Below are 14,352 nucleotides of genomic sequence, written 5' to 3'. Positions count from 1 at the left end.
ACATGCTCTTTTCTTTGCAGAAATTACTCAGATACGATAGTAACGAGAACTTCAGCAACAACATCATGATGCAATTGGATTGCGATGTTGAATTCACCAGTGTGACGAAGCGCACCGTTTGGTAAACGAACTTCTGCACGGTCAACAACAAGACCAGCATTAGTTAAAGCATCAGCGATGTCACGAGTACCGATAGAACCGAAAAGTTTACCTTCGTCACCAGCTTTCGCAGTGATTACAATGTTAACTTCGTTCAATTGTTCAGCACGTGCATTCGCAGCAGCTAATACTTCAGCTTCTTGTCTTTCAAGTTCAGCACGACGTGCTTCAAAAGCAGAAGTGTTTGCTTCAGTAGCAGCAACTGCTTTACCTTGAGGAATCAAGAAGTTACGACCGTAACCAGCTTTAACTGATACTTTGTCGCCTAATTTACCAAGATTCTTAATGCGTTGTAATAAGATAACGTCCACAGCTCACCTCACTTACTTATGGTTGTCAGTGTACGGAATCAAAGACAAATAGCGAGCTTGTTTAATAGCTAACGCTAATTGACGTTGATAACGAGCTTTAGTACCTGTAATACGGCTAGGAACAATCTTGCCGTTTTCAGTGATGTACTGTTTTAAAGTGTCGATATCTTTGTAGTCGATGTACGCAACATTCTCAGCTGTAAAGCGGCAGAACTTGCGACGACGGTAAAAACGTGCCATTGAGGTTCTCCTTATTCAGCTTCTTGAATTGCTTGTTGTGCTTCTTCACGTTGAGCTTTACGCGCACGTTTCTCTTCAGCACTCTTAGCAAGTAAAGATTCTTCAGTAATTGCGTGTTCACGACGGATGATGATGTTACGAATGATTGCATCGTTATAACGGAACAATTCTTCTAATTCATCAAGAGTCGTTTGACCACATTCAACATTCATAAGAATGTAGTGTGCTTTGTGAATCTTGTTGATTGGGTAAGCCAATTGGCGACGGCCCCAATCTTCTAAACGGTGAATTTGACCTTCAGCTTCTTTGATCTGAGAGATATAGCGTTCAACCATACCTACAACTTGATCGCTTTGGTCTGGGTGTACCAATAGTACGATTTCGTAGTGACGCATTGTCAGCTCCTTACGGTTTAAGCAGCCCCTAACTAAAAAGTCAGAAGCAAGGAGTCATAACTAAAAAGTTATGTCGCAAATTGCGAAGCTGGGATTTTAGACACATTTCATTTAAATCGCAAGTAAATTCATGTTTTAGATCGAAGTAAAAAGATGACATAGCCTTTAAAATGAGGGTCATTAAAATCGTTTGAGTTATTTTGACGTAACCCATTTTGTACAAAACCAATTTTATAAGGCAGTTGCATTGCAGAGATACGTTTTAAATATTGTGGGTAATTGGGAATGGTGGTTGTACCTTGATAGGTTTGGACCACAAGTTCACTGATATTATTTCTCAAAATAGTTAAAGTTTTCTGATCCTTAAAATTTGTCCAGTCAAGTAATCCTGTAATGCTAAGTTGATAAGAGGGAGGGAGTCTTTTTCTGAAACTTTCTAGAAAAAGGGCATATTCTTTTAAATCATTGGTTCGACTGTCGAAATCAATTTGAATTCCCTGAACTTGATTCCCTTGATTTCTCCAATGTTCTAAACGTTGGAAAACAGTTTGATAGTTTTGTTCGTTCCAAGCCAGATGATGTGTTCGAAAAACTAACCAAATTTTCTGACGTGGTAATTTTAGGATAGAAACACCCTGTGGGATCAATATAGAGCTGTGTTTTTGTTTTGAATATCGAATTTCTCCTTGCAAAATATACAGTTCTTTCGCCTTACTTAAGTAAGGCGCAGATTGAATGTTTCCCCAAATCCAAAATGAATCGAAATGATTAGCATCAATTGTTGACTTTGCAGATTGTGCAGGTTGGCAAGCAAATAAGTTAAAAATAAAAAAAGTGAAAATGATCGCTTTCAGCCACTTCAACATCGTCAATTACCAATAATATTTCAGTGATTTTGCCCAACTAGTATTTGGATAATCTGTTTTGATTTGATCAAACCATTGTTTGCGGATAGATTTGTTTACTTCATTACCCCCACAATCATTAATACCACTTGGCGCATAACATTGTATTGCGCGATAAAGGGCGTAAGCTTGTAAATCGCTTTTGTTTGATGATTTGATGAGATCTTGATAAATCTGACCACGAGCAAAAATTTTGCCTGAAAAATTTGATGTTTGTTTTTCATTATAAGAAAGTTGCTGCAACGAATATCCTTGTTCGCTACGGAAATATTCTCCTAAGCAAACATTTAATAATGAATCTTTAGGTGTCTGAGCCAATTGGTTAACTAAAGTCTCTAAATTTGAGCATCTTAGTTGTGGTGTAATGTTCGCTCCATTCCAAATGAAATTAGAAAAATCTGGTTTGTTCTTCAATTGTTCATTGTCACTGTTATAACCTTTATATTGCATGGCATTTTTGGGCATAAAAGCATAGCTTTGTTTAAACAATTCGAATTGTTGATGTACTAAGCTTTTACTTAGAAGGGTGTAGATCGCAGCTTGTTTTTGATTGATGTTGCTTTGTTCAGATTGAATCAATTTTTGCAAACTGTTTGTATCTGCGATTTGGGTAATAAAATTTCTCTGTAGGTTCGGCTGAGTAATTTGAGCTTTTTTTCCTATAAATGCTGAATAGTCCTGTTTTATTGCCAAATGATTGGATAATGCTGTTTCAAATAAACCGCGTTGATAACTGTCTTTGGCCTGTGCAAGTTGCTGACGCCAATATTCTTCAGCATTTTGAGGTTGTCCAATTTTTTCTAAAATTTGTCCTCTCAAAAAAGTTTGGCTTAACTGCAAATAACTACTATTTTTAGCATTTGCTTTAGCTAAGTAATTTTGAGCTTCTTGAGCTTTATTTTGAACAAAAAATAAGTGAGCAGCTTGTAAATACTGAAATAGTTCAGGTTGGGTTTTGAAAAAATCTTTTTGTGCATTCAGTTGTGCCCAAGAAATCGGACGATAATTCGCTGAACTCGATTCACGCATATGCATCAAATCATATACTGCCAAAAAGAAAGGATCTTTTAGATTGTTAACATTAAAAGCTGAGCTATCAAATATTCGGCGATCAATTTCGGCGGGAAGTTCACTCATCTCCAAATTATAAAATTTTGATGTCGGATTTTTGAGTTGCCAGACAATTTCATTAACTAATAAATCTTGGCGTTTTGAAAGCCAAAAACCACGACGCATAAAACCACGAGCACTCGCGACATATTGTCCATTTGGATAGGCTTTTAAATAGGCATTAATATTATCCAAGAATTGTTTAAGTAAATTTTGGTTAATATTGTCTAAATAGACATCACCATATTTATCTACACCAGTTGCATAGGCTGAATTCAACGATGTTCGAATTAACATATATTGTGATGTTTCTTTTAACCATGTATCTTCGACGGTAGTTAAGACGGTATAAATTTTAGTCGCTGCTGAATAATTGCTATTATAAAACAAAATGCTCGCATTTAAATAAGAAGCATATTGACGTGTTGTGATTGACCAATTTGGATTAATCGCAATCAATTCAATTTTGTCACCACACTGATTCATTTTCTTGCGTTCAGAAATCAAAATTTGCTTTTCTAGATTTGGGATCGCTTTATTATTTTGCACTTGTGTATTAAAAGCTTGATTACCTGAATCAAAGCTCGTGCAACGTTCGTCAAAAACAGTTTCATTTCTTTCTAATAGTTTTCTTTGATTTGGCATTTTATTCTGAGTTAGAGATGACAGATTCGCTGCATCAAAAGGTACCATTCCATATACCGCATCCCATAAATTGGCGTCAGCTGTCATCGGCTTAATTGTCGCAAGCCCTAAGTCGCTGAGTAATAATGTCATATTGGTTTGACTATCATTTGCTGGATATAACACAGGAAGATTGCTACAACCGTTTAAATTTTTGTCATTTATGGCAAGGTTTGGCTCGCAAAATTGCTCTACACCAGCATAGGTGATTGGGCTATAGTAAATTACGAGTGAAAGTGAAGAATAGACAATTGATTTGAATATAAATTTGTTTTGTAGTTTCATTTAGGCAATAAAGGGTGAAATGTTTTTATTGCACGAAATGATAACAATTGAAGCAGGGAATAAAAAGACAGAGAAGTCTCTATCTTTTTAAAAAATAGGGAGGAAGGGTGCAGGGCTTTTAAATGTAAAGCTAAAGCTCAAACTAATCACAGTAATTAAGATTACTGAAAAAAGGAAAAAGCGTTTTGCCCAAAGCTGATCATCTTCAGCTTTGAATCCTAAAATACCAATGTAAAACCAGTAAATACAAAGTGCATTACAGATGACCAAGAAAATAATATTGGTATATCCATATATATACAAAGCATTCATCGCAACAGTGAATAAAACCACATAGATCAGCGATTCGATTTTAGTTCTATGAATAGAACGTGCAACGGGTAAAATAGGCACGCCTGCATTTTTGTAATCTTCAAAACGATAAATCGCAATTGCCCATGAATGCGGCATTTGCCATAAGGCATATGCAATAAAAATGAGAAGAGCAGCCATATCGAAATGATGACTTACAGCCGTATAACCAATAACAGGTGGACTCGCTCCAGAAATACTACCAATCACGGTTTGATGGATCGTGGTACGTTTCGTCCACAAACTATAAAAACCGACATAGACGACAAAACCAATGACTGCGAATAAAAATGCATAGGCATTCACATAGAACCAGAGCATGCTAAAACCAATCACACCTAAGACAAGAGCATAAAACATCGCAATAGTAGGAGATATGGTTTTCTTAACAAGAGCACGATTCATTGTGCGTTGCATTTTTTGATCGATGTCTTGATCAATAACATTATTGACTACACAACCAGAAGCAACCACAAAAGTTGTTCCAAGTAATGTAATTAATAATAAGAGGAAGTCTATAGAGCCTTGGGCGGCTAAAAAGAAGCCGCCCAAGGTGGTAATAAAATTACCGAAGAGAATTCCTGGTTTAGTCAGGAATAAATACTTTTTCCACATGACAATCAGTTTAGATCATCATGTTGTAGTGTAGGTAATTCATAATCCACACAGAGCCGACTAAAAGTACAGCAATACATAAGATAGTGTAGATAAATGCAATAAGGTTCCAGCGCTGTTCAGATGATGTATTCATGTGTAAGAAATACACAAGTTGTACGATTACCTGAGCAACAGCAGCGATTGCGATAACAGTAACTAAGATGCCACGGCTAAAACCACCCGCCATCACCATCCCGAATGGGATGATGGTGAGGATAACAGATAGGATAAACCCAACAGTGTATTGCTTAAAGTTACCGTGCGACGCACCTGCAGCATTATGGTCATGACCACTCATTAGAGAACTCCCAGTAAGTAAACGACGCTGAATACACAGATCCAAACGATGTCAAGGAAGTGCCAGAACAAGCTTAAGCAAGCAAGACGACGTGTATTCGGTAAGGTCAAACCATTCTTTTTGATTTGATACATCAATACTAACATCCACACTAAACCAGAAGTTACGTGGATACCGTGTGTACCAACCAAAGTAAAGAATGAAGATAAGAATGCACTATGAGTTGGACCGTGACCTTCATGAACAAGGTGATGGAATTCATTGATTTCCATACCGATGAAGGTTGCACCGAAAAGGAATGTAATGAATAACCAAGTGATGACTTGATTTACATTCTTTTTATAAGATGCAAGTACTGCAAAACCAAAAGTTACAGAAGAGATCAAAAGGGCAAAGGTTTCACCTAATACATAACCCAATGATTCACTGAATAAGTCTTTTGCACTTGGAGTACCAGGTGGGACATGACTGCTCAATACAGCGAACGCGATGAAGAGTGATCCGAAAAGAATCAAGTCACTCATCAAGTATGTCCAGAAACCAAAGACGGTTAAGTCGGTATCATCATGTTCGTGATGACCATCGTGACCGTGGTTGTCGTGATGAAGTACTTCAGCCATTTCCTTAGTCCTTCTTCAAGTGTTTTTCAAGTAATGCATAGCGTTCGTTTTCAATACGCTCTACTTCAGCAGCAGGAACATAATAATCAACATTCTTAGTGAATGAGCTTACGATCAAGCTAACAACTGCAGCAACGAATGAAACAACGACTAGCCACCAAATATGCCAAATGAGAGCAAAGCCAAGTACAGTAATGAACATTGCAATCACGAAACCAGCAGCACGATCAGTCGGCATGTGGATGTCTTCATATTTAGTGTTACGTGCATATGCTACGCCATTTTCTTTGTCAGTCCAGAAACGGTCAACACCGCTAGCTTCTGGTACATGTGCAAAGTTATAGAACGGAGCAGGAGATGACGTAGACCATTCGAGTGTACGACTATCCCAAGGGTCGCCTGTGTAGTCCATGTTGTCTTTACGTTGTAAGAAACCAACGATGATTTGCATTAAGAAACATGCAATACCAATAGCAACAAGAACAGCACCAAATAATGCGATCGCTAAGTATGGATCCCATTCTGGGTTGTCATATGTATTCAAACGACGAGTCATACCCATGAAACCAAGGATATAAAGTGGCATGAATGCAAAATAGAAACCGAAGAACCAGAACCAGAACGCAGCTTTACCCCATGCTTCGTTGAGCTTCCAACCAAACATTTTCGGCCAGTAGAAGATGATGCCGGCAAACATACCAAACACCACACCACCGATAATTACGTTATGGAAGTGAGCGATCAAGAAGAGTGAGTTGTGTACAAGGAAGTCCGCAGGCGGAACAGCCATAAGTACACCAGTTAAACCACCAATACCGAATGTTACTAGGAAGCCAAGCGTCCATAACATTGGAGTAGTAAAGGTGATGCGACCTTTATACATCGTGAATAACCAAGAGAAGATTTTCACACCTGTAGGAATCGCAATAACCATGGTCATGATACCGAAGAACGCGTTAACGTTCGCACCAGCACCCATGGTGAAGAAGTGGTGAAGCCATACAACGAACGCAAGTACAGTAATTGCGATAGTTGCATACACCATAGACTTGTAACCGAACAACGCTTTACGAGAGAAGGTTGCAACGATTTCTGAGTATAAACCAAATGCTGGTAATACCAAGATATATACTTCAGGGTGACCCCATGTCCAGATCAAGTTCACGTAAAGCATTGGGCTACCGCCAAGCTCATTAGTGAAGAAATGGAAACCGAAGTAACGGTCTAAAGTAAGCATTGCAAGCGTACCTGTTAATACAGGGAATGATGCAATGATTAATACAGCCGTACACAGTGAAGTCCATGTGAAAATAGGCATGTCCATTAATTTCATGCCAGGTGCACGCATTTTAATGATGGTAACAAAGAAGTTAACACCAGATAAAAGAGTACCTAAACCAGAAACTTGGAGTGCCCAGATATAGTAGTCAACACCGACACCAGGAGAATATTGAATGCCAGATAGAGGAGGGTAAGCCATCCAACCAGTCGCAGCAAATTCACCTAATACAAGTGAAACCATCATCAAACCAGCAGCGCCTGCGAATAACCAGAAACTTAAAGAGTTTAATAATGGGAATGCAACGTCACGAGCACCGATTTGTAATGGTACTGAGATGTTCATCATACCGACAACGAGACCCATCGCTACGAAGAAGATCATGATTACACCATGAGCGGTGAAAATCTGGTCGTAGTGGTCAGGATGTAAATAACCTTCACCACCGCCTTTCGCGAGGAAAAGTTGTAAACGCATCATGATCGCATCGGCGAAACCACGCAAAAGCATGACTACTGATACGATGATATACATGATACCAATTTTCTTATGGTCTACTGATGTAAACCACTCGTTCCATAAGTATCCCCATTTTTTGAAATAGGTAATACCGCCAAGAACTGCAATTCCACCAAGTGCCATAAGGACCATGGTGACAAGTACAATTGGCTCTGTCGGGATAGAGTCCCAACCCAGTTTACCAAAAATCATATCCATGTCTTATTCCCCTTGAGCAGCGTGTTCAGCTGCAGCATGAGTTTCTGCTGTTGCATGTCCAGCAGAGTGGTCAGCACCGTGATAGTTACTCATATAACGGTTGATGATTGTTTCAAACAACTTAGGCTCAACAGAAGAGTAATAAGTCACAGGGTGTGGCTTAGTCGGGAACGGTTTCATTGCTTCAGCTTTAGCAAGTGCTTCTTCATCACCAGCAGCTTTAGCACGATTCACTAAATGCTCGATCTGATGCTTAGAACGATCACCATCTTTAAGCGTTGCTAACTCAGCTTGGTCAAGTGTACCTTTTTGAATTGCTTCAGCATTGATACTTGTACCATTACCAGCTTTAACAGCTTCTACCCATTTTGCAAATTCAGCTTCAGTTACGCTGTGTGCTTTAAAGCGCATTTGAGAGAAACCGTAACCTGAATAGTTTGCTGAGAAACCACGGAAAACACCTGGTTCATCTGCTAACAAGTGAAGGTGAGTTTGCATACCCGCCATTGCATAGATCTGACCACCTAACTGTGGGATGAAGAATGAGTTCATCGTAAAGTTAGAAGTAATCTTAAAGCTTACAGGCGTTTTTTCTGGGAAGCGTACTTCGTTTACCGTTGCAATGTTTTGCTCAGGATAGATAAAAATCCATTTAAACTGTTCAGCGACAGCTTGAATAGTTAATGGTGCTTTATCTGATTCTAACGGACGGTAAGGGTCGTACTTGTGGGAACCCCACCAAGTTAACCAAGCTAAAATACCAATAATAATGACAGGAACACCCCAAACAACGATCTCAATTGTCGTAGAGTGTGCCCAAGTAGGTTTATAGTCTGCATCTTTATTCGATGCGCGATATTGCCAACCAAACCATAATGCCATAACGATTGATGGAATCACCACCAATAGCATTAGATAGATCGCAGTCATCATCAGGCTACTTTGACCTTGACCAACTGGACCTTTATTGTTTAGAAGTACCATATCACCACCACACCCAGTTAAGAGTGCAGCCATCGTTGATAAAGACAATACAGCTAAAATCGTTTGTCTCATTTTACAACCTCGGTGAAGAGTCCCATTCCCTAATTTAAATTATGGGATAGCGATTAAAGTGTCGCATGATTGATAAGAATTTTTTGTGAAATGCTTAGCAATCATGCGACACCGCTACGTTGTCGGGCATTATGCCTCATATTGAAAAACTAAGCTACATCTAACACAGTCAGAAATACTTGTTTTAAAACCTGATTTATTTTGTAGGAATTGTTATTGAAATGTATATTTTTTCTATAAATATCAATTTTATAGAGCAAAAAAGAGGAATAAATCCTCTTTTGCTTAGTTAATTAAAAATTATTGCTTTACGACCTTAGTTTTTGCCAATTTATCGTGCAAAGTTTGGCGATTTTTATTAAATGCAAAGAAAGCATAGTCGATAATGGTAATAAATGGCATAAACAATAAATTCAGAATGATAAATAAAGCACTTCTCAACCAAAAAGCTCTAATCGTATTGACTGCCGTATGTGTTTCAGCATCTACGATTTTAATTTTGGTTATTTTTTTACCAATGCTTTGTCCTGACTTCGCAATTAAAAAAGCTTGTAGCATTAGCATGAGGATCAAATAAACAAAAATACTCATCCATGCTTCATTTGGAATAAGCTGCATAAGTTGATGCTGCAACTCAACTGCTTCACTTGAAGCGACTTGGCTTGCTTGTAATTGCTTTTGAATTTTAAATAATTCTGTGTACTGGCTTTCGTTAAAGAAAAAAGATGGTATAGCGGCCATTGGAAGCCAAAGTGTTAAGTCAATCACTTTAGCGAGTGCACGAGAATGAAATGAGGCGAGTTCAGATGTTTTTTTTTCAACTTTAATTTTAAAAGTTGACTGCTCAGTTTGATTGTTAATTTGATGATTGAATAATGAATAACCTACAGGTTCGTAGACAAGTTTTCCTTGAGTGAGTTCGCCAAGAGTTTTCCATTCACTCATACCTTCGTGCCAAACCAAGTCTGTAAGTAATACTTGTTGGCTAGAAAGCATTTGGTTCAGTTGGTCTAAACTATAAGGTCCAGCTTGTTGGTTATTACGAGCCAAGTAAATTTGCATAATTAAAAATTCTCAATGACTAAAGATGAAAAAAGACCCTACGAAAGGGTCTTTTTTAAAAAAGACTAGGCTTTCTTGATTTGTTCTTCAGCAAGGAAGAACCAAGTATCAAGCACTGAGTCAGGGTTAAGTGACACAGATTCAATACCTTGTTCCATGAGCCATTTAGCAAGGTCAGGGTGGTCTGAAGGACCTTGACCACAAATACCAACGTATTTTCCTGCTTTACGGCATGCATGAATTGCCATAGAAAGAAGGGCTTTAACCGCTGGATCACGCTCATCAAATAAGTGAGATACGATACCAGAATCACGATCAAGACCAAGTGTTAATTGTGTTAAGTCATTTGAACCAATTGAGAAACCATCAAAATGTTCAAGGAACTGTTCAGCCAATAAAGCATTGGTTGGAAGCTCACACATCATGATGATTTTTAGACCATTTTCACCACGTTTTAAACCATTTTGAGCAAGCAACTCAATCACACGTTTTGCTTCAGACACTGTACGCACGAATGGGATCATGATTTGAATATTGGTTAAACCCATTTCATCACGGGCTTTCTTCAAAGCACGGCACTCAAGCTCAAAACAGTCACGGAAGTTGTCAGATACGTAACGACTTGCACCTCGGAAGCCCAACATTGGGTTTTCTTCTTCTGGCTCGTATAATTTACCGCCAATTAAGTTCGCATATTCATTTGATTTAAAGTCAGACATACGAACGATGACTGGTTTTTCAGCAAATGCAGCTGCAAGTGTTGAAATACCTTCAACTAACTTTTCTACATAGAATTCGATTGGCGAAGAATAACCAGATGTACGTGTCATTACAGCAGCACGCGTTTCACGTGGTAGGCTGTCAATATTGAGAAGCGCTTTAGGATGTACACCGATCATACGGTTAATGATGAATTCAAGACGTGCAAGACCAATCCCTTCATTTGGAATTTGAGCAAAGTCAAATGCACGGTCTGGATTACCAACATTCATCATGATCTTAAATGGGAGTTTTGGCATTGAGTGAATTGAGTTGCGTTGAACCTCAAAATCTAATGCGCCTTCATAGATAAAGCCTGTATCACCTTCAGCACAAGAAACGGTTACTTCTTGACCATCAGTTAATACTTCTGTTGCATTACCACAACCCACGATTGCTGGTACACCTAACTCACGTGCAATGATTGCAGCGTGACAAGTACGACCACCACGATTGGTCACAATCGCTGCAGCGCGCTTCATCACTGGTTCCCAATCTGGGTCAGTCATGTCAGATACAAGTACGTCACCGTCCTGAACCTTATCCATTTCTTTAATCGACGTTACAACACGCACTTTACCTGAACCAATGCGTTGACCGATTGAACGACCTTCACAGATGACAGTACCGCGTTGTTTTAATAAGTAACGTTCCATGGTGCCGACATTTTGACGGCTTTTTACAGTTTCAGGACGTGCTTGAACGATATAGATTTGACCATCATCGCCATCTTTTGCCCATTCGATATCCATCGGTGAGCCATAGTGTTGTTCGATGATTAAGGCTTGTTTTGCCAATTCATGTAATTCATGATCATTTAATGCAAACTGTTGACGTTCTGGTTTTTCAACATCAACCACAACAACGGATTTACCTGCAGCGCCTTCTTCACCATAGATCATTTTTTGGTGTTTAGAACCGAGATTGCGGCGTAAAACTGAGTGTTTACCTGCATTTAACAATGGTTTTGACAAATAGAATTCGTCAGGGTTAACAGCTCCCTGAACAACCATTTCACCCAGACCGTATGATGCAGTAATAAATACCACATCACGAAAACCAGATTCTGTGTCAAGCGTAAACATTACACCTGCAGCACCAGTCTCTGAACGAACCATACGTTGTACACCCGCAGATAGGGCAACAACACTGTGTTCAAAACCTTGGTGTACACGGTAAGCGATGGCACGGTCATTATAAAGCGAAGCAAAAACTTCTTTAATCGCGATAAGAACGTTATCAATTCCGCGAATGTTTAAGAAAGTTTCTTGTTGTCCTGCAAAAGAAGCATCAGGTAAATCTTCTGCAGTCGCAGAAGAACGTACAGCAACAGCGATGTCTGGATTACCGTTTGAAAGTGCTGTAAACGCGTCACGAATTTCTTGTTCTAAATTAGCAGTAAGTGGAGTATCAACGATCCATTTACGGATTTTAGCACCTGTCTCTATAAGTGCGTTTACATCATCAACATTTAGCTGCTCAAGTTCAGCCTGAATTCGAGCATTTAAGCCGCTTTGATCCAAGAACTCACGATAGGCAGCTGCAGTTGTTGCAAAACCACCAGGTACCGATACACCAGCATTGGATAAATGGCTGATCATTTCACCCAAAGATGAGTTTTTCCCACCTACGAGTTCGACATCGTGTTTCCCTAATTTTTCCAGACCGATTACGCGCGCTTCCAAAGTATTTACTCCACTTTTTTTGCAGTATGAATGACCATCATTGGTATGAAATTATACGAATGTGCTTAGATTTAGTATTTTACTAAGCGACAGTCATGTTAGATGAGTTTACTATAAAGATTATAGAGCACTAAGACAAATGTTTAAGGAGAATTTTGATGCCCGAAAGTAAACAAATTAAACGGAGTGTATTTTTTATTTCGGATGGTACTGCAATTACCGCAGAAACCCTTGGACATTCACTACTTGCGCAATTTCCGAATGTCGATTTTGATATTCATATTATGCCTTATATTACCACTGAAGAAGCTGCAATGAATGTGGTTGTTGACATCAATGGATGCCAATCAAGAGATGGATGTTTACCACTTGTTTTTGACACATTGGTAGACCCACATGTCCGTGAAATTATTAATACAGCTAAAGCCGTAAATTTGGATGTTTTCGAGGGATTGATTAGTAAACTTGAGCAAGAGTTGGGGACACCACCGACAACTTTAGTTGGACAGACCCATGCTGTAACAGATTCTGAATCTTATAAGGCTCGTATTGATGCAGTACATTTTGCATTAGACAATGATGATGGTGCTCGAACTCGTCATTATGATAAAGCTGACTTGATTTTAGTTGGCGTTTCTCGATCTGGGAAAACACCAACCTCGATTTATTTATCATTACAGTTTGGAATTCGTGTTGCGAACTATCCTTTAACTGAAGAAGATTTAGATGATAATCGTCTACCTGCTGTGCTACGAGCACACAAAAATAAGCTCTTTGGTTTAATGATTGATGCTGAGCGGTTGGTCGCTATTCGTAGCGAACGAAAAGCCAATAGTCGTTATGCAAGTTTTAGTCAATGCCAAATGGAATTACGTGCCATTGAGGGTATTTATATTTCTGAAGGTATTAAGTATTTGAACGTCACTGAAATGTCGATTGAAGAGATTTCAACGCGTATTTTACAGTTAACTGGTTTAAAACGTCGTATTGGATAATTGTGCCATTCAAAAGGCGTAGAACTTTCTGCGCTTTTTGAAGAATCCAATCCACAGGAAATAATAATGAAAAAAATTGTATTTTTATTATCACTAATTCTAATTTCAGAAACACACGCAGAAACGTTAGCTCAATTTGAGAAAAAATTAATTCAATACTATACGCAAAAAGACTTCTACGAAGTGAATCAATCGATTGAATCAGAAATCATTGCAAAAATAGAAAGTGATTCTAGAAGTTTTAATTATACTTTTCCTACATTTCAAGACCAATATAATCTACGTATTCATTATTCACCTGATAAACGTTTAAAGTTTTATACTTTCGATGTGGGAAGTGGAGGTACTATGGGGGAATATTCTTCTTATGTGCAAACTCAAAATGAACGGAAATTTACTTTAACGCCTATAGATACGGGCTTTATCTTAGATGTAAAACAATCTGATTTCGTTAAACAACCTATTTATTTGGTTGAAAACTATTATAAAGGGAGTAGTTGTATCGGAGCTTATGCAATTCATGCGTTTCAACCTATTAAGACAGGGAGAATTCAACCGATAAAAATTTTTCAGACAAAAACAGCAAAATTTGATCACATCAAAGTTGATTTTGACTGTAAAAATCATGAAGGGCCGAGTGATATACCTGATTATATTCGAATGGATAAGAATTTGAATAATATTTATATTATGTTGTTAGATAAAAATTATAAACCACAAGGAAAATATTTACGTTACAGTAAAAACAATACTGCTTATCAATATATGGGTGTGGTGGAGTAAG

General features: G+C 38.4%; 14 protein-coding genes. 2 read left to right on the top strand and 12 right to left on the bottom strand.

Annotated elements, in window-relative coordinates:
• Positions 1-23: 23 nt before the first annotated feature.
• The 12 genes from rplI to ppsA all read right to left on the bottom strand — a co-directional run bounded on the left by rplI (position 24) and on the right by ppsA (position 12,573).
• Complete coding sequence (gene rplI / locus AC0JIQ_RS10505) at positions 24-470, bottom strand: 50S ribosomal protein L9 (protein WP_004661365.1); 447 nt, start codon at positions 468-470, stop codon at positions 24-26.
• A gap of 12 nt (positions 471-482) precedes the next feature.
• Entirely contained in the window at positions 483-710 is a 228-nt protein-coding gene (gene rpsR, locus AC0JIQ_RS10500) for a 30S ribosomal protein S18 (protein ID WP_000090661.1), read from the bottom strand.
• A gap of 11 nt (positions 711-721) precedes the next feature.
• The gene (gene rpsF, locus AC0JIQ_RS10495; RefSeq protein WP_004654408.1) at positions 722-1,105 is read right to left on the bottom strand and encodes a 30S ribosomal protein S6; all 384 of its coding nucleotides are present in this window, start codon (positions 1,103-1,105) and stop codon (positions 722-724) included.
• 128 nt (positions 1,106-1,233) lie between these two features.
• Positions 1,234-1,971 carry a DUF3142 domain-containing protein gene (locus AC0JIQ_RS10490; protein WP_474201612.1) on the bottom strand — a complete coding sequence of 246 codons (738 nt, stop codon included), beginning with the start codon at positions 1,969-1,971 and terminating at the stop codon, positions 1,234-1,236.
• 6 nt (positions 1,972-1,977) lie between these two features.
• Complete coding sequence (locus AC0JIQ_RS10485) at positions 1,978-4,089, bottom strand: tetratricopeptide repeat protein (RefSeq protein ID WP_474201611.1); 2,112 nt, start codon at positions 4,087-4,089, stop codon at positions 1,978-1,980.
• A gap of 87 nt (positions 4,090-4,176) precedes the next feature.
• Positions 4,177-5,055 (bottom strand): heme o synthase, encoded by an 879-nt coding sequence (gene cyoE, locus AC0JIQ_RS10480; protein ID WP_050040340.1) that lies wholly within the window; start codon positions 5,053-5,055, stop codon positions 4,177-4,179.
• Between the two features lie 10 nt (positions 5,056-5,065).
• On the bottom strand, positions 5,066-5,395 hold the full coding sequence (locus AC0JIQ_RS10475; RefSeq protein ID WP_004661369.1) for a cytochrome o ubiquinol oxidase subunit IV: 330 nt from the start codon (positions 5,393-5,395) through the stop codon (positions 5,066-5,068).
• Entirely contained in the window at positions 5,395-6,015 is a 621-nt protein-coding gene (gene cyoC, locus AC0JIQ_RS10470; protein WP_004661370.1) for a cytochrome o ubiquinol oxidase subunit III, read from the bottom strand. Before cyoC ends, AC0JIQ_RS10475 begins: the two co-directional genes overlap by 1 nt.
• 4 nt (positions 6,016-6,019) lie before the next feature.
• On the bottom strand, positions 6,020-8,011 hold the full coding sequence (gene cyoB, locus AC0JIQ_RS10465) for a cytochrome o ubiquinol oxidase subunit I (protein ID WP_050040339.1): 1,992 nt from the start codon (positions 8,009-8,011) through the stop codon (positions 6,020-6,022).
• A 3-nt stretch (positions 8,012-8,014) separates the two neighbouring features.
• Complete coding sequence (gene cyoA, locus AC0JIQ_RS10460) at positions 8,015-9,067, bottom strand: ubiquinol oxidase subunit II (RefSeq protein WP_004661372.1); 1,053 nt, start codon at positions 9,065-9,067, stop codon at positions 8,015-8,017.
• 300 nt (positions 9,068-9,367) lie between these two features.
• Positions 9,368-10,129, bottom strand: a complete 762-nt coding sequence (locus AC0JIQ_RS10455) for an RDD family protein (RefSeq protein ID WP_474201610.1) — start codon at positions 10,127-10,129, stop codon at positions 9,368-9,370.
• Between the two features lie 65 nt (positions 10,130-10,194).
• Positions 10,195-12,573, bottom strand: a complete 2,379-nt coding sequence (gene ppsA / locus AC0JIQ_RS10450; RefSeq protein WP_004661374.1) for a phosphoenolpyruvate synthase — start codon at positions 12,571-12,573, stop codon at positions 10,195-10,197.
• A gap of 158 nt (positions 12,574-12,731) precedes the next feature.
• On the opposite strand from ppsA, the gene ppsR reads away from it, so the two are divergent.
• A complete protein-coding gene (gene ppsR, locus AC0JIQ_RS10445; protein ID WP_004661375.1) occupies positions 12,732-13,568 on the top strand; it encodes a posphoenolpyruvate synthetase regulatory kinase/phosphorylase PpsR in 837 nt (278 codons plus the stop codon).
• A 66-nt stretch (positions 13,569-13,634) separates the two neighbouring features.
• Positions 13,635-14,351 carry a hypothetical protein gene (locus AC0JIQ_RS10440; RefSeq protein WP_474201609.1) on the top strand — a complete coding sequence of 239 codons (717 nt, stop codon included), beginning with the start codon at positions 13,635-13,637 and terminating at the stop codon, positions 14,349-14,351.
• The last annotated feature ends 1 nt before the right edge of the window (position 14,352 follow it).

This window comes from Acinetobacter sp. FB (assembly GCF_056033405.1).
The sequence above is the reverse complement of the archived record's forward strand: the minus strand, read 5'-3'. Positions and strand labels throughout refer to the sequence as shown.